At 70.7% G+C, this 22,167-nt stretch carries 24 protein-coding genes; 22 read left to right on the top strand and 2 right to left on the bottom strand.

The features are described from left to right. Positions 1 to 43 precede the first annotated feature (43 nt). From hisB to M1D56_RS05305, 4 genes are all read left to right on the top strand, one after another. On the top strand, positions 44 to 643 hold the full coding sequence (gene hisB / locus M1D56_RS05290) for an imidazoleglycerol-phosphate dehydratase HisB (protein ID WP_271174261.1): 600 nt from the start codon (positions 44 to 46) through the stop codon (positions 641 to 643). Then, positions 640 to 1,290, top strand: a complete 651-nt coding sequence (gene hisH, locus M1D56_RS05295) for an imidazole glycerol phosphate synthase subunit HisH (protein WP_456284893.1) — start codon at positions 640 to 642, stop codon at positions 1,288 to 1,290. Before hisB ends, hisH begins: the two co-directional genes overlap by 4 nt. 86 nt (positions 1,291 to 1,376) lie before the next feature. After that, complete coding sequence (gene priA / locus M1D56_RS05300) at positions 1,377 to 2,123, top strand: bifunctional 1-(5-phosphoribosyl)-5-((5-phosphoribosylamino)methylideneamino)imidazole-4-carboxamide isomerase/phosphoribosylanthranilate isomerase PriA (RefSeq protein ID WP_271174263.1); 747 nt, start codon at positions 1,377 to 1,379, stop codon at positions 2,121 to 2,123. Beyond that, positions 2,107 to 2,874: an SseB family protein gene (locus M1D56_RS05305; protein ID WP_456284894.1), complete on the top strand. Its 768-nt coding sequence runs from the start codon at positions 2,107 to 2,109 to the stop codon at positions 2,872 to 2,874. Before priA ends, M1D56_RS05305 begins: the two co-directional genes overlap by 17 nt. Before the next feature lie 24 nt (positions 2,875 to 2,898). Here M1D56_RS05305 and M1D56_RS05310 read toward each other — a convergent pair whose 3' ends face one another. After that, positions 2,899 to 3,309, bottom strand: coding sequence for a DUF1844 domain-containing protein (locus tag M1D56_RS05310; RefSeq protein WP_271174265.1), 411 nt, complete (start codon positions 3,307 to 3,309; stop codon positions 2,899 to 2,901). A gap of 280 nt (positions 3,310 to 3,589) precedes the next feature. Between M1D56_RS05310 and infC the strand changes: the two genes are divergently transcribed. The 9 genes from infC to M1D56_RS05355 all read left to right on the top strand — a co-directional run bounded on the left by infC (position 3,590) and on the right by M1D56_RS05355 (position 10,680). Continuing rightward, positions 3,590 to 4,153, top strand: a complete 564-nt coding sequence (infC, locus tag M1D56_RS05315; protein ID WP_271174266.1) for a translation initiation factor IF-3 — start codon at positions 3,590 to 3,592, stop codon at positions 4,151 to 4,153. A gap of 75 nt (positions 4,154 to 4,228) precedes the next feature. Next, entirely contained in the window at positions 4,229 to 4,423 is a 195-nt protein-coding gene (gene rpmI / locus M1D56_RS05320; protein ID WP_259606271.1) for a 50S ribosomal protein L35, read from the top strand. A gap of 32 nt (positions 4,424 to 4,455) precedes the next feature. Further along, entirely contained in the window at positions 4,456 to 4,842 is a 387-nt protein-coding gene (gene rplT / locus M1D56_RS05325; protein WP_271174267.1) for a 50S ribosomal protein L20, read from the top strand. A 69-nt stretch (positions 4,843 to 4,911) separates the two neighbouring features. Then, complete coding sequence (locus tag M1D56_RS05330) at positions 4,912 to 5,718, top strand: TrmH family RNA methyltransferase (protein WP_324011932.1); 807 nt, start codon at positions 4,912 to 4,914, stop codon at positions 5,716 to 5,718. Between the two features lie 82 nt (positions 5,719 to 5,800). Then, positions 5,801 to 6,541 carry an amino acid ABC transporter ATP-binding protein gene (locus M1D56_RS05335; RefSeq protein ID WP_456284895.1) on the top strand — a complete coding sequence of 247 codons (741 nt, stop codon included), beginning with the start codon at positions 5,801 to 5,803 and terminating at the stop codon, positions 6,539 to 6,541. A gap of 62 nt (positions 6,542 to 6,603) precedes the next feature. Continuing rightward, positions 6,604 to 7,509, top strand: a complete 906-nt coding sequence (locus tag M1D56_RS05340) for a glutamate ABC transporter substrate-binding protein (protein WP_271174270.1) — start codon at positions 6,604 to 6,606, stop codon at positions 7,507 to 7,509. A gap of 68 nt (positions 7,510 to 7,577) precedes the next feature. Then, a complete protein-coding gene (locus tag M1D56_RS05345) occupies positions 7,578 to 8,225 on the top strand; it encodes an amino acid ABC transporter permease (RefSeq protein WP_271174271.1) in 648 nt (215 codons plus the stop codon). Continuing rightward, positions 8,222 to 9,145: an amino acid ABC transporter permease gene (locus M1D56_RS05350; RefSeq protein WP_271174272.1), complete on the top strand. Its 924-nt coding sequence runs from the start codon at positions 8,222 to 8,224 to the stop codon at positions 9,143 to 9,145. The genes M1D56_RS05345 and M1D56_RS05350 overlap by 4 nt, the downstream gene beginning before the upstream one ends. A 62-nt stretch (positions 9,146 to 9,207) precedes the next feature. Next, positions 9,208 to 10,680 (top strand): hypothetical protein, encoded by a 1,473-nt coding sequence (locus M1D56_RS05355; protein ID WP_456284896.1) that lies wholly within the window; start codon positions 9,208 to 9,210, stop codon positions 10,678 to 10,680. Between the two features lie 44 nt (positions 10,681 to 10,724). On the opposite strand, the gene M1D56_RS05360 is transcribed toward M1D56_RS05355, so the two are convergent. Further along, on the bottom strand, positions 10,725 to 11,135 hold the full coding sequence (locus M1D56_RS05360; RefSeq protein WP_456284897.1) for a RidA family protein: 411 nt from the start codon (positions 11,133 to 11,135) through the stop codon (positions 10,725 to 10,727). Positions 11,136 to 11,209: 74 nt separating this feature from the next. Between M1D56_RS05360 and M1D56_RS05365 the strand changes: the two genes are divergently transcribed. The 9 genes from M1D56_RS05365 to M1D56_RS05405 all read left to right on the top strand — a co-directional run bounded on the left by M1D56_RS05365 (position 11,210) and on the right by M1D56_RS05405 (position 22,152). Beyond that, entirely contained in the window at positions 11,210 to 11,683 is a 474-nt protein-coding gene (locus M1D56_RS05365; RefSeq protein ID WP_456284898.1) for a winged helix-turn-helix transcriptional regulator, read from the top strand. After that, positions 11,676 to 12,716 (top strand): phenylalanine--tRNA ligase subunit alpha, encoded by a 1,041-nt coding sequence (gene pheS / locus M1D56_RS05370; RefSeq protein ID WP_271174276.1) that lies wholly within the window; start codon positions 11,676 to 11,678, stop codon positions 12,714 to 12,716. Before M1D56_RS05365 ends, pheS begins: the two co-directional genes overlap by 8 nt. Next, positions 12,716 to 15,208, top strand: coding sequence for a phenylalanine--tRNA ligase subunit beta (gene pheT, locus M1D56_RS05375; protein ID WP_456284899.1), 2,493 nt, complete (start codon positions 12,716 to 12,718; stop codon positions 15,206 to 15,208). The genes pheS and pheT overlap by 1 nt, the downstream gene beginning before the upstream one ends. Before the next feature lie 604 nt (positions 15,209 to 15,812). After that, positions 15,813 to 16,859, top strand: a complete 1,047-nt coding sequence (gene argC, locus M1D56_RS05380) for an N-acetyl-gamma-glutamyl-phosphate reductase (protein ID WP_456284900.1) — start codon at positions 15,813 to 15,815, stop codon at positions 16,857 to 16,859. Further along, positions 16,856 to 18,013, top strand: coding sequence for a bifunctional glutamate N-acetyltransferase/amino-acid acetyltransferase ArgJ (argJ, locus tag M1D56_RS05385; protein ID WP_456284901.1), 1,158 nt, complete (start codon positions 16,856 to 16,858; stop codon positions 18,011 to 18,013). The genes argC and argJ overlap by 4 nt, the downstream gene beginning before the upstream one ends. Further along, positions 18,010 to 18,915 (top strand): acetylglutamate kinase, encoded by a 906-nt coding sequence (gene argB, locus M1D56_RS05390; RefSeq protein ID WP_271174281.1) that lies wholly within the window; start codon positions 18,010 to 18,012, stop codon positions 18,913 to 18,915. The genes argJ and argB overlap by 4 nt, the downstream gene beginning before the upstream one ends. Continuing rightward, positions 18,912 to 20,117, top strand: coding sequence for an acetylornithine transaminase (locus tag M1D56_RS05395; protein ID WP_271174282.1), 1,206 nt, complete (start codon positions 18,912 to 18,914; stop codon positions 20,115 to 20,117). Before argB ends, M1D56_RS05395 begins: the two co-directional genes overlap by 4 nt. Next, on the top strand, positions 20,114 to 21,040 hold the full coding sequence (gene argF / locus M1D56_RS05400; RefSeq protein WP_271174283.1) for an ornithine carbamoyltransferase: 927 nt from the start codon (positions 20,114 to 20,116) through the stop codon (positions 21,038 to 21,040). Before M1D56_RS05395 ends, argF begins: the two co-directional genes overlap by 4 nt. After that, complete coding sequence (locus M1D56_RS05405; protein ID WP_456284902.1) at positions 21,016 to 22,152, top strand: heparan-alpha-glucosaminide N-acetyltransferase domain-containing protein; 1,137 nt, start codon at positions 21,016 to 21,018, stop codon at positions 22,150 to 22,152. The genes argF and M1D56_RS05405 overlap by 25 nt, the downstream gene beginning before the upstream one ends. Positions 22,153 to 22,167 lie beyond the last annotated feature (15 nt).

Raw genomic sequence — 22,167 nt, forward strand, 5'->3', positions numbered from 1 at the left:
GCGCGCGAGGAGCCCGGTCGGGTCGCGCCGGTAGAATCGGAGCATGACCCGTACCGCGCGCCGCACCCGTTCCACGAGCGAGTCGAGCATCGAGCTCGAGCTCGACCTCGACGGAACGGGCAGGAGCAGCATCGACACGAGCGTGCCGTTCTTCGACCACATGCTCACGGCGTTCGCGAAGCACTCGCTCACCGATCTCACCGTGAAGGCGACCGGCGACACCCACATCGACGCGCACCACACGGTCGAGGACACGGCGATCGTGCTCGGGCAGGCCATCCGCGAGGCGCTGGGCGACAAGGCCGGGATCTCGCGCTACGGCGACGCCCTCGTCCCGCTCGACGAGGCGCTGGCACAGGCCGTCGTCGACATCTCGGGGCGTCCCTACCTCGTGCACACGGGGGAGCCGGCGGGCTTCGAGCAGCACCTCATCGGCGGCCACTTCACGGGCTCGCTCGTGCGCCACACGTTCGAGGCCCTCGCGTTCAACGCGGGCCTGACCGTGCACGTCCGCGTGCTGAACGGCCGCGACCCGCACCACATCGCCGAAGCGGAGTACAAGGCCTTCGCGCGCGCGTTCCGTCAGGCCAAGGCCCTCGATCCGCTCGTCGAGGGCATTCCCTCGACCAAGGGCGCACTGTGAGCGACGAGCGACCGACCGTCGCGGTGCTCGACTACGGGTCGGGCAACGTGCACTCCGCCGTCAAGGCGCTCGAGGCCGCAGGCGCCGACGTCGAGCTGACGCGCGACCGCGAGGCGGTGCTCGCGGCCGACGGGCTGCTCGTGCCCGGCGTCGGCGCGTTCCAGGCGGTCATGGAGCAGCTGAACGCGATCCGTGGCGGCGAGCTCATCGAGCGCCGCCTCGCGGGAGGGCGCCCCGTCCTCGGGATCTGCGTCGGCATGCAGGTGCTCTTCGCCCGCGGCATCGAGCGCGGGGTCGAGACGGAGGGCCTCGCGGAGTGGCCGGGGACCGTGACCGAGCTCGACGCCCCGGTCGTGCCGCACATGGGCTGGAACACCCTCGAGGCGGGGGAGCGCTCGCGCCTCTTCCAGGGGCTCGAGTCCGAGCGGTTCTACTTCGTGCACTCCTACGCCGCGCAGCAGTGGGAGCTCGAGGTCGATCCGCCGTTCCCGCAGCCCGTCCTGACGTGGGCGACGCATGGCGGCCGGTTCCTCGCCGCGGTCGAGAACGGACCGCTCAGCGCGACGCAGTTCCACCCCGAGAAGTCGGGCGAGGCGGGCATCCGCCTGCTCCGCAACTGGGTCGACGGGCTGCGCCGCGCAGGCTGAGCCGCGTCGACTTGGAGTCGGGGGCGGCACGGGTCTAGTCTCTTGACTCGTGCGTCGGCAGGAGATGCCTGCGAGCACGAGGTGACATGAACGATTTCGCATCCACTCCCGCTCTCACCCTCCTCCCTGCCGTCGACGTCGCGGACGGCAAGGCCGTCCGCCTGACGCAGGGCGAGGCCGGTTCGGAGACGAGCTACGGCGACCCCATCGAGGCCGCGGAGAACTGGAAGAGCCAGGGGGCGGACTGGATCCACCTCGTCGACCTCGACGCCGCGTTCGGCCGGGGCAGCAACGCCGGCATCCTGCGCAAGGTGATCAAGCACATGCGCGGCGTCAACGTCGAGCTGTCCGGCGGCATCCGGGACGACGCCTCGCTCGAGGCGGCGCTCGAGAGCGGCGCCCAGCGCATCAACCTCGGCACGGCGGCCCTCGAGAACCCCGAGTGGACGGCCTCCGTGATCAGCCGCTACGGCGAGGCGATCGCGGTCGGCCTCGACGTGCGCGGGACGACGCTGGCCGCGCGCGGCTGGACCCAGGACGGCGGCGACCTCTGGGAGGTGCTCGACCGCCTCGAGGAGGCCGGCTGCAGCCGCTACGTCGTCACGGACGTCACCAAGGACGGCACGCTGCGCGGCCCCAACATCGAGCTGCTCCGCGAGATGGCGCAGCGCACGCCCAAGCCGATCGTCGCCTCGGGTGGCGTGTCGAGCCTCGACGACATCGTCGCGCTGCGTGAGCTCGTGCCGCTCGGCGTCGAAGGGGCGATCGTGGGCAAGGCGCTCTACGCCGGTGCGTTCACGCTCGCCGAGGCACTGGATGTCGCGGGGTACTGACAACTCCGCCGACTCCGCCGGCGTCCCCTGGGAGGGTCGCCGGTTCCAGCCGAACCCGGCGGCAGGCGACGACGGCTCAGCCGATCCCGCCCTGTGGGAGGCGCTGACGTCGTTCCGTGCCGGGTCCGGCTCTCAGCGCGCGGTCGTCGACGCCCTGCGGACGGCGCGCGTGCTCGTGCCGCTCGTCACGGAGAAGGGCGACGAGGGCGTCGGGCCGAACGGCCTCACGGTCGACAAGACCCAGGAGCTCTCGATCGTGACCGTGGCCGCGCCAGACGGGCGCAAGGTGCTTCCGCTCTTCTCCTGCGTCGACACCATGTCCGCGTGGGACCCGAAGGCGCGGCCGATCCCGGTTGCGGGCACGCGCGCTGCGCTCTCGGCGGCGGGCGAGGACACCGACCTCATCGTGCTCGACCCGACGAGCCCGACCGAGTTCGTCGTGCGCCGCCCTGCCGTGTGGGCGATCGCGCAGGATCAGGGGTGGGAGCCCGCCCCGGCCAATCCCGACGTCTTCCTCGGGCTGCAGGACAGCGTGGCGGGGGAGCTCGCCGTCGTCGACGTCGGCGTGGAGGCAGGGGATCCGGGCGCGCGGCTCGCCGGCCCGGAGCTCATCGTGCGCCTGAAGCTCATCGCGGGCCTCGACCGGTCCGAGCTCGACGCCGTCCTCCAGCGTCTCGCGCGCCGCTGGGCCGCCGACGACCGGATCGCCGTGCTCGTCGACTCGCTCCAGGTCAAACTCGACGCCGCCTGAGACGTGGGGCCGCCGCGTCGGGCGTCAGACGACCGGCCCCGTCCACTTCTCGCCCGGCCCCTTGCCGGGGGCGTCGGGGATCGTCGACAGCTCGCGGAAGCGCAGCTGAAGCGAGCGCAGGCCATCCCGGATCGGCCGCGCGTGCATGTCGCTGATCTCGGGCGCCGCGGCCGTGACGAGTCCCGCGAGGGCGTTGATGAGCTTGCGCGCCTCGTCGAGATCGACGAGGTCGTCGGCGTCCGGCGAGTCGGCGAGACCGAGCTTGACGGCGGCGGCGCTCATGAGGTGCACGCAGCCGGAGGCGATGACCTCGACGGCCGCGACGTCGGCGATGTCGCGGACGGCATCTGTCGCCGCCGACGCCTGCTCCTGCTCCTCCCATCGCGCGTGGCGCTCGGGGTCGAAGGGGGAGTTGTCCGCGGGAATGGCGCTCATGGTCCGCTCTCTGTTAGACTTCTGCGGGCTCCGGAGTGCTCTCCGGACGAAAGAGGATTCAGTTCCCACCCGCGCTTGCCGTTCCAGGCTACCGGGTCATGCACACTCCGCTCGCGTCTGCGCGAGTCGATCAGGGTGTCGAGCCGATGCGTGTCGTCGTGCTCGGGTGGATGCTGAAGACTCTCCCGCCCGCAGCCGCGACCCTCGCAGCTGCGGAGGCTCGAATCTCGCACCCAAGGAGTTCCGCATCAGCGATCCCCGCACCAACGAGCGCATCCGCGTGCCAGAGGTCCGACTCGTCGGCCCGGCAGGCGAGCAGATCGGCGTCGTCCGTATCGAGGTGGCTCTGCGCCTGGCGCAGGAGGCAGACCTCGACCTCGTCGAGGTGGCCCCCAACTCTCGTCCTCCCGTGGTCAAGATCATGGACTACGGGAAGTTCAAGTACGAGGCCGCCCAGAAGGCCAAGGAAGCACGCCGCAACCAGGCGAACACGGTCCTCAAGGAGGTCCGCTTCCGCCTGAAGATCGACCAGCACGACTACGACACCAAGCGCAAGCGTGCCGAGGGCTTCCTGCAGGCCGGCGACAAGGTCAAGGCGATGATCCTGTTCCGCGGACGCGAGCAGTCGCGTCCCGATCAGGGCGTGCGCCTGCTGCAGAAGTTCGCCGAGGACGTCTCGGAGTTCGGCTCCGTGGAGTCGCGCCCGACGATCGACGGCCGCAACATGGTGATGGTGATCGCTCCGCACAAGAACAAGTCGGAGGCGAAGGCCGAGCAGAACGCCGCCCGCGCAGCCAACAAGCAGGCGCAGCGCGAGGCCAAGGCCGCTCCCGCCGGGGAGTAGTCCCGAGAACTTCCCGCCGCGGCGGGTTGCACACAACGTCGCCCCGTGGGGCGCAGACGTAAGGAAAAGAAGAAGATGCCGAAGCAGAAGACCCACTCGGGCAGCAAGAAGCGCTTCAAGATCACCGGCAGCGGCAAGATCAAGAAGCAGCAGGCGAACATGCGTCACAACCTCGAGCACAAGTCGAGCCGCCGCACCCGCCGCCTGAACCAGGACCAGGTCATCTCTGGCAACGACCTCAAGGTCGTCAAGAAGCTCCTCGGTCGCTGACCGCGACGCACGTTCGTTAGGAAGTATGAAGAATGGCTAGAGTCAAGCGCGCAGTCAATGCGCAGAAGAAGCGTCGCGTCATCCTCGAGCGCGCCTCGGGCTACCGCGGACAGCGTTCGCGTCTGTACCGGAAGGCGAAGGAGCAGGTCACCCACTCGCTCGTCTACGCGTACCGTGACCGCCGCCAGCGCAAGGGCGACTTCCGTCGCCTGTGGATCCAGCGCATCAACGCTGCGAGCCGCGCCAACGGCCTCACCTACAACCGCCTCATCCAGGGCCTCGGCCTCGCGGGTGTCGAGGTGGACCGCCGCATGCTGGCCGAGCTCGCCGTGAACGAGCCCGCCACGTTCGCCGCGCTCGTCGACGTCGCCAAGAAGGCGCTGCCGGGCGACGTGAACGCGCCGAAGTCGGCTGCGTGATCTGACACGATCTCCGCAAGAGGGCGTCCCGTGAGGGGCGCCCTCTTGTCATGTCCCTAGACTTGACATGTGCTGGAGAATCCCCGGTCGCCGCGTGTGCGGGCCGTAGCGAAGCTGGCGAGGCGCGTCGCGCGCAAGGAGACGGGGCTGTTCCTCCTGGAGGGGCCGCAGGCCGTGCGCGAGGCGGTGACCTACCGCCCCGACGTGATCGTCGAGCTCTTCGCGACGCCGACGGCGCTCGAGAAGCACGCCGACCTCCGTGCTCAGCTGATCGACGAGGGCGTCGACATCGAGTTCGTCACCGAGCCCGTCCTCGAGTCGATGGCCGACACGGTCACGCCGCAGGGGTTCGTCGCGGTGGCGAAGCAGAACCCCACGGCGCTGAAGGACGTGTTCGCGGCAGAGCCGCGCCTCATCGCGATCTGCGAGGAGGTGCGCGATCCCGGCAACCTGGGCACGATCATCCGGGCGGCCGATGCCGCGGGCGCGGACGCCGTGATCCTCACGGGCCGCACGGTCGACCCGTACAACCCCAAGGTCGTCCGCTCGACCACCGGGTCGCTCTTCCACGTGCCGGTCGCGGTCGGCGCGGAGCTCGAGGACGTCATCACGCGCGCGAAGGGCGCGGGACTCGCTGTCCTCGCGGCCGACGTGAAGGGCGACGACCTCCTCGCGGCGCGGGAGAGCGGCGCGCTCGCTCGCCCGATGGGATGGCTGTTCGGGAACGAGGCGCGCGGGCTCGCCGACGAGGCGCTCGCCCTCGCCGACGGCGCGCTGCGCCTCCCCATCTACGGGAAGGCCGAGTCGCTCAACCTCGCGACCGCCGCGAGCGTGTGCCTCTACGAGACCGCGTTCGCGCAGCGCGCGGCCGGCTGAGCCGCCGTCGACCCGTTACAACTCGGTAAAGGCTCCCGCGTCGGTGTTCAGCCGATGCTCAGAGTGCGCCTAGGGTGGGCCCATGGCTGAGCCCCTCGTCGTCATCAAGGACGTGCAGAAGCACTACGGAGATTTCCACGCCCTGAAGGACATCGACCTCACCGTCGACAAGGGCGAGGTCGTCGTCGTCATCGGGCCGTCCGGCTCGGGCAAGTCGACGCTGTGCCGCACGATCAACCGCCTCGAGACGATCACGAGCGGCACGATCACGATCGACGGCAAGGAGCTGCCCAAGGAGGGCAAGGCGCTCGCGAATCTCCGCGCCGAGGTCGGCATGGTGTTCCAGTCGTTCAACCTCTTCTCGCACCTCACGATCCTCGAGAACGTGACCCTCGGCCCGATCCGGGTCCGCGGCATGAAGAAGGCCGACGCCGAGAAGGAGGCCAGGGCGCTGCTCGACCGCGTCGGCGTGGGCCAGCAGGCGTCGAAGCTCCCCGCCCAGCTCTCGGGCGGCCAGCAGCAGCGCGTCGCGATCGCACGCGCTCTCGCGATGCATCCGAAGGTCATGCTCTTCGACGAGCCGACGAGCGCGCTCGACCCCGAGATGATCAACGAGGTGCTCGACGTCATGGTCGGTCTCGCACGCGAGGGCATGACGATGATCGTCGTCACGCACGAGATGGGATTCGCGCGCAGGGCCGCGAATCGCGTCGTGTTCATGGCGGATGGGCAGATCGTCGAGCAGGCGACGCCCGAGGAGTTCTTCACGAATCCCCGGTCGGACCGTGCCAAGGACTTCCTGTCGAAGCTCATCACCCAGTGACGTACCGGGGTCGCGCGGCCACGCGCACGCGACTCGATCTGATCCACGAGAGAGGAAATCACATGCGAAAGTTCCGGAACATCGCGGGCGTCGGCATCGCGGCCGTCGCGCTGCTGGCCCTCGCCGGCTGCAACAGCGGGTCGCCCACGGGTGATGGCGGCACCGGCGGGGACGCGGGTGGCGACGGCGGCGACGAGGCGCTCTGGGAGGTCGCGAGCGACGTCCAGCTCGAGGGCAGCCCGACCTTCGATCGCATGACGGAGGCCGGCGAGGTCGTCATCGGCGTCAAGAACGACCAGCCGGGGCTCGGCTACGAGGACCCGGTGAGCGGCGAGCGCACGGGCTTCGACGTCGACATCGCACGCTGGATCGCCGCGTCGCTCGGATTCAGCGAGGACCAGATCGACTTCCAGACGATCCCCTCGGCGAACCGCGAGCAGGAGATCATCAACGGCAACATCGACTACTACGTCGGCACCTACTCGATGACCGACGCGCGCGACGAGCTCATCGACTTCGCCGGCCCGTACTTCATCACCGGCCAGGGCCTGCTTGTGGCAGCCGACGACGACTCGATCAACGGGCCCGACGACCTCGTCGACAAGGTCACCTGCTCGGTCACGGGCTCGACGCCGCTGCAGCGCATCCGCGAGGAGTACGGCGGCGAGGTCGTCGAGCGCGGCACCTACTCGGAGTGCGTCGAGAACCTGCTCCAGGGCCAGGTCGACGCGATCACGACCGACGAGGCGATCCTCGCGGGCTACGTCCAGGAGCGCCCCGACGAGCTGAAGCTCGCCGGCGAGCCCTTCAGCGAGGAGCGCTACGGCGTCGGCATCGCCGACGGCGACACGGCGCTCCAGGAGCACATCAACACCCTCTTCACCGAGGGCAACGACGTGTGGACCGCCCTGTACGAGCAGTACCTCGAGCCGGCCGGCGTCGTCGCCGAGCAGCCCGAGGTCGACTGATCCCGTGCGGGCCGGGGGCGGCGTCCCCGGCCCGCACCCTCGACCGCTGATCGTCTGGAAGGAGAACCGTGGGCGTCATCACCGACAACCTCGACCTGTGGGGCGAGGCGCTGCTCGGCACCCTCAAGCTCTTCTTCGGCGGCGGGCTGCTCGCGCTCGTCCTCGGCATCATCGTCGGGGCCATGCGCGTCTCGCCCGTGCCCATCGCCCGGGCCGTCGGCACGCTGTACGTGAACACGATCCGCAACACGCCGCTCACCCTCGTGTTCTTCGGGTTCTCGTTCGCGCTGCCGCCCCTGCTCGGGGTGCGGATGGACTACACGCTGCTCGGCATCTGCGCCCTCGGGATCTACACGGCGACCTACGTGGCCGAGACCATCCGCTCGGGCATCAACACGGTGCCCGTGGGGCAGGCCGAGGCGGCCCGTGCGATCGGCCTGAGCTTCGGGCAGGTCATGACGCTGGTCGTGATGCCGCAGGCGTTCCGCTCGGTGATCCCGCCCATGATGAGCGTGTTCATCGCGCTCCTCAAGAACACGACGGTGGCCGCCGGCTTCTCCGTGCTCAACCTCGGGTCGCTGCGCGACTGGATGAGCGAGCGCGGCGAGAACCAGCTCGTCGTGATCATCTGGGTGATGGTGGTGTTCGTCGCGCTCGTCATGCTGCTGTCGTGGCTGCAGCGGGCGCTCGAGAAGCGTTGGACGGTGTCGCGATGAGCGGAAGCGTTCTCTACGACGTCCCCGGGCCGCGCGCGATCGTCCGGAACCGGATCATCGGCGCCCTCACGATCGTGCTCGTCGCGGCCGTGATCGGATGGCTCGTGTGGCGGCTCGCGGCGACGGGCCAGTTCACGGCGTCCAAGTGGGAGGCGTTCACCTACACCGCGGTGTGGGCGCAGATCGCAGCGGCCACGGGACGGACGCTCGCCGCGTTCGGCCTCGCGGCGGTCGGCGCGCTCATCCTCGGCTTCCTCCTCGCGATCGGCCGCCTGTCGGACCACGCCTGGATCCGCTGGCCCATCGCGACCGTGACCGAGTTCCTGCGCGCGGTCCCCGTGCTCGTCATGATGTTCCTCCTCTACTACGGGCTGCCGGTCGTCGGCATCCGGATGGAGAACTACTGGGTCGTCGTCATCTCGCTCATCGCGTACAACGGCTCCGTGCTCGCGGAGGTCATCCGGGCCGGCGTCCTCGCCCTGCCGAAGGGGCAGAGCGAGGCGGGGTACGCGATCGGACTCGGCAAGTCGGGCGTGATGCGCCTCATCCTGCTGCCGCAGGCGATCCGCGCGATGATGCCGGTGATCATCGCCCAGCTCGTCGTCACCCTCAAGGACACGGCCCTCGGCTTCATCATCACGTACGAGGAGCTGCTGTTCTTCGCGCGCTTCATCGGCTCGCGAGCGCCGCTCGACTCGCCGATCGTCCCGGCGACGATCATCGTCGCGGCCATCTACATCGGCCTCTGCCTCATCCTCTCGGGCATCGCGAGGTACACCGAGAAGCGGATGAGCAGCTCGCCCAAGGTCCGCGGCGGCGCGCCCGATCCGCGTCAGCACGAGGACGCGACGGTCACGTCGGTCATCGCGCAGCAGGGCGCTGACCCCTTCGGCGAGGGCACGAGCGGCCGCTCGGCCTGAGCACGGCGCCCGTCGGCCGGCGTCGCGCCGGGCACGCGGCCCGCTTCTGGAATACTGGCCGCGTGCCTCTCCCCACATCGCGCTCCCACCGGAGCCCTCTGCGTCGCGTCGCGCTCGGAATCGCGGCCGCCCTCGCGATCGCCCTGCTTCCCGCCGCCGGCTCTGTCGCCGCTCCCGTCGCCGATCCGCGTTCCGCGGCGCTCTCGGCGGCCGCCGAGACGGATGTCGCCGACATCCCGACGCCCGAGGACGGCGACTACCTCGGATCGCCCACGGAGGACGAGGCCGACCCGGGAGAGTACTCCGAGCAGGACGACGCGGTCGACGCGGCGACGCTCGCCGGCTTCAACGCGGGCAACCTCATCAGCGACGCGAAGATGTACACGTCGGGCACGATGTCGGCCGCGCAGATCCAGTCTTTCCTCAACGGCAAGGTGCCGAACTGCCATCCGGACTACACGTGCCTCAAGGAGTTCGCGCAGCGGACGACGACGAAGCAGGCGAACGCGTACTGCGCCGGGACGTATCAGGGAGCATCGCGCGAGTCGGCGGCGACCATCATCTCCAAGGTCTCCCGCGCGTGCGGCGTGAGCGAGAAGGTGCTCCTCGTCATGCTCCAGAAGGAGCAGGGCCTCGTCACGCACACCTGGCCGAGCGACTGGCGCTACGACATCGCGATGGGCTACGCCTGCCCTGACGGCGCGGCGTGCGACGAGCGGTACTTCGGCTTCCAGAACCAGGTGTACATGGCGGCGTACCAGCTGCAGCGGTACGCCAAGGACCCGTACTTCAACTGGTACCCCGTCGGGAAGACCTCGCAGGTGCGCTGGCACCCGAATGCGAGCTGCGGATCCGGCCCGGTCCAGATCGCCAACAAGGCGACCGCCGCGCTGTACTACTACACGCCGTATCAGCCGAACGCGGCGTCGCTCGCGGCAGGCTATGGAGCCTCGTCCGACCCCTGCGCGTCGTACGGCAACCGGAACTTCTACAACTACTACACCGACTGGTTCGGGCCCACGGGCGGCGGGTCGGGCGGCAAGGCCGACCCCCGCGACAGCGTCGCGGTGTACCGCTTCTGGAGCCAGAAGTTCGACAACGCGCACTTCTACACCGTGAACCGGTCCGAGGCGCAGACGCTCCACCTGACCGATCGGAACTGGACGTACGAGGGCACCGACTTCCGCGTGTGGCCGGTGTCCAACGGAAGCTGCCGCGCCGGAACGGTCGCCGTCCACCGCTTCTGGTCGTCGTCGTTCGCATCGCACTTCTACACGACCAACGCCCAGGAGGCGCAGAAGGTCCGCACCACCGACCGGAACTGGACGTACGAGGGCATCGGGTTCTGCACCGCCGCCTCCGCCAACCGCGACACGGTGCCGGTGCACCGCTTCTGGAGCGCGAAGTTCCGCAAGCACTTCTACACCGCGAACGCCGCGGAGGCGCGGCAGCTGCGCGAGGGCGACCGGAACTGGACCTACGAGGGCGTGGCGATGTACGCGCCGTCGTGGGGCCCGCAGCCGCCCGCGCTCTGAGCGCGACGGAGCACGGCGACCGGATGCGCCGTGCTCCGCGGGGGTCAGTCCAGGATCGCCTCGGCCTCGACCTCGACGAGGACGTCCGGCTCGAACAGGTAGTCCACCCCGATGGCCGACAGCGGCGGCAGCGGCCGCGGGATCCCGAGCTCATCGGCGACCCGCTCGATGCCCTCCATGAATGCCGGATACGACTCCGGGGTCCACCGCGTCACGAAGAAGCGCAGGCGCACGACGTCACCGAAGGTGGCACCGGCGCCGGCGAGACCTCGCGCGGTGTTGCGGAGGGCATGGGCGAGCTGCCCGGCCAGGTCGCCCGGCGCCACGGCGCGGCCGGCCTCGTCACGCGCGATCTGGCCGGCGACATGGACGAGACGCGATCCGGTGCTCACCGAGACGTGGTGGTAGGGCACCGGCTGGAACATCCCCTCCGGGGTCAGCAGTTCTACAGTCACGACACGATTCCTTTCCGTTCAGGGATCTCCTGTGTACTCACCGCCGAGAAGGCACTTCAACGAGACGAGGTTTCATGCCGGATACCGACCCGCTCCGACTCGCCGAAGAGCACCGCGATCTCCTCGACCAGCTCCTCGACAAGTGGTCGCTGCGGATTCTCGACACGCTCTGCGAGCGACCGCGGCGCTTCAGCGAGCTGCGCCAGGCGATCCCCGCGATCACCCAGAAGTCGCTCACGACTGCTCTGCGCCGCATGGAGCGCAACGGCATGGTCGACCGTGTCGTGCTGAGCACGCGGCCGGTCGCGGTGGAGTACCGCATCAGCGCCCTGGGCCGAACGCTGCAGGACCTCATCGACGCGCTCTACCGCTGGACCACCGCGGCGCTGCCTGCGGTCGAGGCCGCTCGAGCGGCCTTCGACAGCGTGGAGGACGAGGAGCTCGCGGCGCGGATGCGCCGATCGCCGAGCACATGCCGCTCCCTCGCCCGCGCTCTGAGCGCGGCGGAGCACGGCGACCGGCCGACTAGACTCGACTCTCGTGTCTGATGCTCCCGAGATCACGCCCGAAGGGGTCGAAGCAGCCGTCGCGGCCGCGCTCGCCGCGATCGCCGCGGCCCCCGACACCGCGGCCCTGAAAGCCGCCCGCGCCGCGCATGCGGGGGAGGGGTCGCCCCTGGCCGCCTTCAACGCGCAGATGCGGAGCGTGCCGAAGGAGCAGAAGGCCGAGTTCGGCAAGCTCGTCGGGCAGGCACGCGGACGAGTGACGCAGGCCCTGGCCGCGCGCGAGGAGGAGCTCGCGCAGGCCGAGCTGGCCGCCCGGCTCGAGGCCGAGCGGGTCGACATCACGGCCGTCGCGAGCCGCACGCGCACCGGCGCGCGCCATCCGCTCTCGCTCCTGCAGGAGCAGATCGGCGACATCTTCGTCGGCATGGGATGGGAGATCGCGGAGGGACCCGAGCTCGAGCACGAGTGGTTCAACTTCGACGCCCTGAACTTCGACGAAGACCACCCCGCGCGCCAGATGCAGGACACGTTCTTCGTGGACCCGGTCGAGCGCCATCTCGTCATGCGCACGCACACGAGCCCCGTCCAGGTGCGCTCGATGCTCGAGCGGGACCTGCCGGTCTACGTCATCTGCCCCGGCCGCGTGTACCGCACCGACGAGTTCGACGCGACGCATCTGCCTGTCTTCACGCAGTTCGAGGGCCTGGTCGTCGACAAGGGCATCACGATGGCCCACCTCAAGGGCACCCTCGACCACGTCGCACGGCAGCTGTTCGGCGCGGAGGCGAAGACCCGCCTGCGCACCAACTACTTCCCGTTCACCGAGCCGTCGGCCGAGCTCGACCTCTGGCACCCGACCTTCAAGGGCGGCGCGCGCTGGATCGAGTGGGGCGGCTGCGGCATGATCAACCCCAACGTGCTCCGCGCGGCGGGGATCGATCCGGAGGTCTACAGCGGGTTCGCGTTCGGCATGGGCATCGAGCGCACGCTCATGTTCCGCAGCGACGTGAAGGACATGCGCGACATGGCAGAGGGCGATGTGCGCTTCAGCGAGCAGTTCGGGATGGTGGTGTGATGCGCGTCCCGCTTTCGTGGCTGCGTGAGTACGTCGATCTTCCGCAGGAGGCGACCCCCGAGGACGTCCTCGCTGCGCTCGTGCGCGTCGGGTTCGAGGAGGAGGATGTCGTCCGCTTCGACCTGACCGGCCCGATCATCGTGGGCCGGGTGCTCTCCTTCGAGGAGGAGCCGCAGAAGAACGGCAAGACGATCCGCTGGTGCCAGGTCGACGTCGGAGAGGCGGAGTCCCGCGGCATCGTCTGCGGCGCGAGCAACTTCTTCCCCGGCGACAAGATCGTCGCGACGCTCCCCGGCGCCGTCCTGCCCGGACCGTTCCCGATCGCGGCCCGCAAGACGTACGGTCACCTGTCGGATGGCATGATCGCCTCCGCGCGCGAGCTCGGCCTGGGCGACGAGCACAACGGCATCCTCCGTCTCGTCGAGCTCGGCCTCGACCCGGAGGTCGGCGCCGACGCGATCGCCCTCCTCGGCCTCGATGACGCGGCGGTCGACGTCAACGTCACGCCCGACCGCGGCTACGCGCTGTCGATCCGAGGCATCGCACGCGAGTACGCGCACGCCACCGGCGCGGCGTTCCGCGACCCCGCCGAGCTCGCCGACGTCGCGTCGGGCGAGGGCTTCCCGGTGTCGGTCGTCGACACGCGGCCCATCCGGGGGCGCGTGGGCGCGACGGAGTTCGTCACGCGGGTCGTCCGCGACGTCGACACATCGAAGCCGACGCCGCCGTGGATGATCGCGCGGCTCTCGCTCGCAGGTGTGCGCTCGCTCGGCATCCTCGTGGACATCACCAACTACGTCATGCTCGAGCTCGGCAACCCGATCCACGGCTACGACCTCGACAAGCTCTCGGGCGGCATCACGGTCCGCCGAGCGGAGCCGGGCGAGAAGCTCGAGACGCTCGACGGCCAGGTGCGCACGCTCGACCCGGAGGACCTCCTCATCGCCGATGAGTCGGGCCCGATCGGCCTCGCCGGCGTGATGGGCGGTGCGACGACCGAGATGGGCGACGACACCAGGAACGTCCTCATCGAGGCCGCGACGTTCGACGCGGTCTCGATCGCGCGCACGGCGCGCCGGCACAAGCTGTCGAGCGATGCGTCGCGTCGGTTCGAGCGCGGGGTCGACCCGGCCATCCCGTACGCGGCGGCGCAGCGCGCGGTCGACCTCATGGTCGAGCTCGCAGGCGGAACGGCGGACGAGCTGGGCAGCGCGCTGTACGCCGAGCAGGTGTCCGAGGGGATCGAGCTCCCCGCGGCCTTCGTGCCCGGCATCGTGGGCGTCGACTACACGGACGACGAGATCGTGGGCGCCCTCGAGATGATCGGCGCCCAGGTGGCCGCCGTCGATGGCGGATGGCAGGTCATCCCGCCGTCCTGGCGTCCGGACCTCACCGACAAGTGGACGCTCGCGGAGGAGGTCGCGCGCATCCACGGGCTCGACCGCATCCCGTCGATCCTCCCGACTCCGCCGTCGGGACGCGGCTACACGCCCCTGCAGCAGGGGCGCCGCCGCGTCGCGAACGCGCTCGCGGCCGCGGGCTTCGTGGAGACCCCCGCCTTCCCGTTCACGACGCAGGAGCAGAACGACCTGCACGGCTCGGCGTCGGGAGAGCGCCTGCCGAGCGTCCGGCTCGCGAACGCGCTCGACGGCCAGGCCCCGTACCTGCGCCGATCGCTCATCCCGGGCCTGCTGCAGACCGCGCACCGGAACCTCGCGCGCGGTCTGACCGATCTGGCGCTCTTCGAGGTCGGCACCGTCTTCCTCCCCGAGCCCGGCATGACCTACGGGACCGACACCATCCCGCCGCTCGCCGTGCGACCGGACGCGACCACGCTCGCCGCGATCGACGCCTCCATCCCGGAGCAGCCGCGCCGGATCGCGTTCCTGCTCGCGGGCAGCATCGCGCCGAAGCAGCCCGGTCGCGCGGCCGAGGCCGCCGGACTCGAGGTCGCCCTCGACGCGGTCCGGCTGATCGCCGCGGCCGCGGGCGTCGAGATCGACGTCGTCCAGGGCGAGCGCGCCGCGCTGCACCCGGGCCGCACCGGCCTGCTCTCCGTGCGCGGCGACGTCGTGGGGTACGTGGGCGAGCTGCTCCCGCAGGTCGCCGACGAGGCCGACCTCGTCGGGCGGGTCACCGTCGGCGAGATCGACCTCGACGCCGTGCTCGATCGCGCGGGCGATCGCGTCGTCGCCGAGTCGCTGTCGACGTTCCCCGCCGCGACGCAGGACGTCTCGCTCATCGTCCCGGCCGATCTGCCGGCGGCCTCGCTCCGCGCCGCGCTCGCCGAGGGGGCCGGCTCCCTGCTCGAGTCGCTGCGCCTCGTGGACGACTACCGCGGTCAGGGTGTGCCCGAGGGATCGAAGAGCCTCACGTTCGCGCTGCGCTTCCGCGCACCGGACCGCACGCTCACCGCCGCCGAGGCATCGGACGCGAAGCTCGCCGGAGTGGCCGTCGCGAGCGAGCGCTTCGGCGCGCAGCTGCGCGACTGAGACGGCGCGTGCACGGCGAGACCCCGCTCCTGGCGGGGTCTCGCCGCATCCGGGATGCCGCGGCGCGCCGATGCTGCGATCTGCACGCGGGCGCGGATGGCCCGGGTCGCGAGACGTGCGCGTGCGCGTGCGGGGTGCCGCACGATGCGGTCGGGCGGTTCGGCGTTCATCGCCAGACCAGCCGCGGAACGCGGCGAACGCCCGGCCGGTTGCCTCAGAACGAGGCGGATGTCGGACGAGGTTCCCGCAGAACGGGGCGAACTCTGCCTCGATCGCCGCGAAACGCGGCAAGGATCGCGTCGTTCGCGGCCGGGGACTGGCCGTTCGACCCCGCGTGGCGCGACTGGCGCCCCGATCCCTCATGGACGACGCCCACGCTCGCCGACCTGCCTGACTGACGAGCCGGCCATCCGCTCCGTGGTACTGTCGTCGGCATGACCTCGCCCGCGACCTCGCGCACGCTCGCTCCGAGCGCGCTCGTCGCGCCCCGACGTCGCAGCGGCCGCCGAATCTAGGCGACACCGCGAGACACTGCGCCTGCGCGCGGTCCGTCGGCCGGTGTCGCCGTCTCCGGCCCCCGCCCACGGACAATAAGGTAGAAGTCATGTCGTATTCGGTCGCCGTCTCCGGCGCTTCGGGCTACGCCGGCGGAGAGCTCCTCCGTCTGCTCGCCGAACATCCGGACGTCGAGATCCGCACGGTCACCGCGCACTCGAACGCCGGCCAGCCGCTCATCCAGCATCAGCCGCACCTCCGCTCGCTCGCGCACCTCACCCTCCAGGACACGACGCCGGAGATCCTCGCCGGTCACGATGTCGTCTTCCTCGCGCTCCCGCACGGCCAATCCGGCCAGTACACCGACGCGCTCGGCGACGCCGCGCTCGTCATCGACTGCGGTGCCGATCACCGTCTCGTCGACGAGGGGGACTGGGACGCGTTCTACGGCGGTGCCTTCCACGAGCCCTGGGCATACGGCGTCCCCGAGCTTCCGGTCGGCGGTGCGAAGCAGCGCGAGCGTCTCGTCGGGGCCACCCGGATCGCGGCGCCCGGGTGCAACGCGTCGACCGTGAGCCTCAGCCTCGCGCCTGGCGTCGCCGCGGGCGTCATCGACCCGTCCGACACCGTGAGCGTCCTGGCGGTCGGCCCCTCGGGCGCGGGCAAGAGCCTCAAGACGCATCTTCTCGGCGCTGAGCTCCTCGGAACGGCGAATCCGTACGCGGTGGGGGGAACGCACCGCCACATCCCCGAGATCCGGCAGGCGCTCCGTGCCGCGGGCGCGACCGGCGACATCCGGATCTCCTTCACCCCCGTGATCGTGCCGATGGCCCGCGGCATCCTCGCGACCTCGACGGCGCGCATCGCGGACGGCGTGACCGACGCGCAGATCCGCGACGCGTGGGAGCAGGCGTACGCGGGCGAGACCTTCGTACAGCTCCTGCCCGAGGGACAGGTGCCGCGCACGGCCGACGTCCTCGGCGCGAACACGGCCCTCATCGGCCTCGCGATCGACCGCGCGGCCGGCCGGGTCGTCGTCGTGACCGCCGTCGACAACCTCGCGAAGGGGACGGCGGGCGCGGCGATCCAGTCCATGAACATCGCGCTCGGCCTGCCGGAGGGCCGCGCTCTCACCGTGAACGGAGTGGCGCCGTGAGCGTGACCGCACCCGCAGGATTCGAGGCGGCCGGAGTCGCCGCAGGGCTCAAGTCGACGGGCAAGCCCGACGTCGCGGTCGTCGTCAACCGCGGGCCGCTCAAGGCCGGCGCCGCCGTGTTCACCTCGAACCGGGCGAAGGCGAACCCGATCCTGTGGTCGCAGGAGGCGATCAAGGGCGGCGTGATCGAGGCGGTCGTGCTGAACTCGGGCGGCGCCAACTGCTTCACGGGCGCGTTCGGCTTCCAGACGACGCACCAGACCGCGGAGCGCGCGGCGGAGCTCCTCGGCGTCGGAGCCGTCGGCATCCAGGTCTGCTCGACCGGCCTCATCGGCACGGGCGACGAGGTGTTCCGCGCGAAGGTGCTCGACGGCACCGCGAAGGCGATCGCCTCCCTCAGCGCCGACGGCGGAGACGACGCGGCACGCGCGATCATGACGACCGATACGGTTCCCAAGACCGCGGTGCATCGCGGCGGCGGATGGTCGATCGGGGGGATGGCGAAGGGCGCGGGGATGCTCGCTCCCGGGCTCGCGACGATGCTCGTCGTGCTCACGACCGACGCCGTGCTCGACGCGGCGGCCGCCGACGCGCACCTCCGCTCCGCGGCGAACGTCAGCTTCGACCGGCTCGACTCCGACGGATGCATGTCGACGAACGACCAGGTCACGCTCCTCGTGAGCGGGGCCTCGGGCGTGACCCCCGACCCGGACGAGTTCGCGAGCGCGCTCGCCGCGGTCTGCTCCGACCTCGCGCGGCAGCTGCAGGCTGACGCCGAGGGGGCCAGCCATGCGATCGCGATCGAGGTCGTCGGGGCCGCGAGCGAGCAGGACGCCGTCGAGGTGGGTCGCTCGGTCGCGCGCAACAACCTCTTCAAGGCCGCCATCTTCGGCAACGACCCGAACTGGGGCCGCGTGCTGGCGGCGATCGGCACGACCTCCGCGGAGTTCGACCCCTACCAGGTCGACGTCTCGATGAACGGCGTCCGCGTGTGCAGCGCGGGCGGCCCGGACCGCCCCCGCGAGGAGGTCGATCTCGCACCGCGCGACACGCACGTGCTCATCGACCTGCACGCGGGAGAGGCGACCGCGACCATCCTCACGAACGACCTCACGCACGACTACGTCCACGAGAACAGCGCGTACTCCTCATGACACCGATCGACCTGCAGGACACCAGCCCCGAGGAAGCCGAGTTCAAGGCGGCCACGCTCATCGAGTCGCTTCCGTGGCTCAAGGAGTACCGCGATCAGATCGTCGTCGTGAAGTACGGCGGCAACGCGATGATCTCGGAGGAGCTCCAGGACGCGTTCGCGGCCGACATCGCCTATCTCCGCTACGTGGGCATCAAGCCCGTCGTCGTGCACGGCGGAGGGCCGCAGATCTCGAGCATGCTCGACCGCCTCGCGATCCCGAGCGAGTTCAAGGGCGGCTACCGCGTCACGAGCACAGAGGCGATCTCGGTCGTCCGGATGGTGCTCACCGGCCAGATCAACCCCCAGCTCGTCGCCAAGATCAACTCGCACGGCCCGTTCGCAGTGGGCGTCTCAGGTGAGGACGCCGGGCTCTTCGGCGGCCGGCGCCGCGGCGTCGTCATCGACGGGGTCGAGGAGAGCCTCGGCCGGGTGGGCGACGTCGTCCGCGTCGACCCGACTCCCGTGATCGACCAGCTCGAGGCCGACCGCATCCCGGTCGTCGCGGGTGTCGCGCCCGACCTCGACCACCCCGGTCACACGCTCAACATCAACGCGGATGCCGCGGCATCCGCGCTCGCGGTGGCGCTCGGCGCGCGGAAGCTCGTGGTCCTCACCGATGTGCCCGGCTTGTACGCCGACTGGCCGAACCGCGACTCGCTCGTGTCGCACATCAAGGCCGACGAGCTGCGCGAGATGCTGCCGAAGCTCGAGTCGGGCATGATCCCGAAGATGCAGGCGTGCCTCGACGCGGTCGACGGCGGCGTGCCGACGGCCGCCATCATCGACGGGCGCGTGCCGCACTCGGTGCTCGTCGAGCTCTTCACCAGCAAGGGAATCGGAACGGAGGTGGTGGTCGGATGAGCACCTGGCAGGACGACGCATCGCGGGATCTCATGAGCCTGGGCGGGCGCCTCGCGCTCCTCACCCGGGGTGAGGGCTCGCATGTCTGGGACGCGGACGACCGCCGCTACCTCGACTTCCTGGGCGGGATCGCCGTCAACTGCCTCGGCCACGCGCACCCCGTGTTCGTGGAGGCCGTGTCGAAGCAGGCGGCGACGCTCGCGCACATCTCGAACTACTTCGCGAGCCCCGCGCAGCTCGAGCTCGCCGCCCGTCTGAAGCGTCTGGCCGGCACCGGCGACGACGGACGGGTGTTCCTCTCGAACTCGGGCACCGAGGCGAACGAGATGGCGATCAAGCTCGCCCGCCTGCACGGCGGGAAGACCGGCAAGTCGACCATCCTCGTGCTCAACGGCGCGTTCCACGGCCGCACCATGGGCGCGCTCTCGATCACCCCCAAGGCCGCGTACCGCGATCCGTTCGAGCCCGTCCTGCCGGGCGTGCGCTCGATCGACGCCACGCTCGAGGCGCTCGAGGCGGCTTTCGACGACTCGATCGCGGCGCTCTTCGTCGAGCCGATCCAGGGCGAGGCCGGCGTCGTCCCGATGCCGGACGGCTTCCTCGCGAGGGCTCGCGAGCTCGCGACCGAGCGCGGCGCGCTCCTCGTCCTCGACGAGGTGCAGACCGGCTCGGGCCGCACGGGGGAGTGGTTCGCCTTCCAGCGCGAGGGGATCGTCCCCGATGCCGTGACGCTCGCGAAGAGCATCGGCGCGGGATTCCCCCTCGGCGCCCTCATCACGTTCGGCGCAGCGAGCGACCTGTTCTATCCCGGCACCCACAACTCGACGTTCGGTGGCAACCCGCTCGCCAGCGCGGTCGCGAACGCCGTGCTCGGCTACATCGAGAGCGAAGGGCTGCTCGAGAACGTGACCGCGCGCGGCGCTCAGCTGCGCACGGCCGTCGCCGAGCTCCCGCTCGTCTCGGGCACGCGCGGTGAGGGCCTCCTCATCGGCATCACGCTGACCGCGCCGGTTGCGGCGGAGGTGCGCGCGGCCGCCCATGAGCGCGGCCTCATCGTCAACGCCCCCGATGCGGACGTCATCCGCATCGCTCCCGCCTACACGATCGGCGATGCGGAGATCGAGGAGTTCCTCACCCTGTTCGGCGAGGCTCTCTCGGCCGTCGCCGCGACCATCCCGACCCCGACGGAGACCCACGCATGACCCGCCACTTCCTGCGCGACGACGACATCACGCCGGCCGAGCAGGCCGAGATCCTCGAGCTCGCGGCCGAGCTCAAGAAGGACCGCTGGGCCGACAAGTCCCTGGCCGGCCCGAAGACCGTGGCGGTCATCTTCGACAAGTCGTCGACTCGCACGCGCGTCTCGTTCGCCGTCGGCATCGCCGACCTCGGCGGCACGCCGCTCATCATCTCGACCGCGAACAGCCAGCTCGGCGGCAAGGAGACGCCCGCCGACACGGCGCGCGTGCTGGAGCGCCAGGTCGCCGCGATCGTGTGGCGCACGTACGCGCAGCAGGGCCTCGAGGAGATGGCGAAGGGCACGCGGGTGCCCGTCGTCAACGCTCTCAGCGACGACTTCCATCCGTGCCAGCTGCTGGCCGACCTGCTCACCGTGCGCGAGCACAAGGGCGAGCTGCGCGGGCTCACGCTGTCGTTCTTCGGAGACGGCCGCAGCAACATGGCGCACTCGTATGCGCTCGCGGGCGTGATGGCCGGCATGCACGTGCGGATCGCATCGCCGATCGACTACGCGCCCCGCGAGGACATCGTGATGGACGCCGACCGCATCGGCATCGAGACCGGCGGCTCGCTCACCCTCTTCACCGATCCGCTCGAGGCGGCCGCCGGTGCCGACGTCGTCGTTACCGACACCTGGGTCTCGATGGGCAAGGAGGAGGAGAAGCTCGCCCGCCTGCGCGACCTCGGCGCGTACAAGGTGACGCCCGAGCTCATGGGGCTCGCCGACGACAAGGCGATCTTCATCCACTGCCTCCCCGCCGATCGCGGCTACGAGGTCGACGCCGAGGTCATCGACGGCCCGCAGAGCGTCATCTGGGACGAGGCGGAGAACCGCCTGCACGCGCAGAAGGCCCTCCTCGTTTGGCTGCTGCGCCAGGCGGACTGACCGGCTGGATCCGGACCCGTCTGGCTCGGCTGGACGGGTCCGGCCGCGCGCCCGGCATCGACCTCGCGCGCGGCCTCGCGGTGATCGGCATGTTCGCCGCCCACCTGCTCGACACGTCGCCCTTCGCCTGGGGTGACCCCGCGACCTGGATCGACGTCGTCAACGGCCGCTCGTCCATCCTCTTCGCGACGCTCGCCGGCGTCTCGCTCGCGCTCGTCACGGGCGGGTCGACCCCAGTCGACGGCGAGCGGATGGCGGTCGCGCGCGGCCGGATCGTCGTGCGGGCGATCGCGATCTGGGTGATCGGCCTGCTCCTGGTCGCACTCGACACGCCCGTGCTCGTGATCCTGCCGGCATACGGCATCCTGTTCCTCCTCGCGCTCCCGGTGCTGCGGATGCGCCCCGCGTTGCTGCTCGCGATCGCCGTCGCGGTCGCGCTGATCGCGCCGTTCGCGGTGTGGGCGATCGACGGATGGGCAGGGTGGGAATCGCTCTCCGGCGAGCTCATCGCGCAGCTGACCGGATGGCACTATCCGTTCGCGCTGTGGTTCGCCTTCGTCGCGGCGGGGCTCGCCATCGGACGCCTCCGCCTCGGTCGGCCGCGGACGGCGTTGGCGCTCGTCCTCGGCGGCGCGGCCGCGGCCGTCATCGGGTACGGGGTGCTGGGCCGCTGGAGGTCGCTCGCCGAACCCGAGAGCGTGTGGGCGCACGTGCTCGATGACGCGGCGCACTCGAGCGGAGTCGCCGAGGCGGTCGGCTCCGGCGGGTTCGCCGTCGCGGTCATCGGCGTATGCCTCCTCGCGTGCCGGACACCGCTCCGCTGGCTCGCGTGGCCCCTGCGGGCGATGGGCTCGATGCCGCTCACGGCATACGCGGCGCAGCTCGTCGCGTGGGCGCTGCTGCAGCCCGAGCCCACCGTGCTGCAGTTCGGGTCGGATCTCGTGGCGTTCCGCGCGACCGAGCCGTTCTGGCCCCTGACCGTCGCGACGATCGTCGGCTGCAGCCTGTGGTCGCTGCTCGTCGGGCGCGGCCCGCTCGAGGCCGGCATCGCCTGGCTCGCCCGCACGATCGTGCCCACGTCCCGTCGAGGCGTCTCACTACCGGCGGGATAGCGACGGGCTTCCCGC

The organism is Microbacterium sp. JZ101 (genome assembly GCF_053903175.1).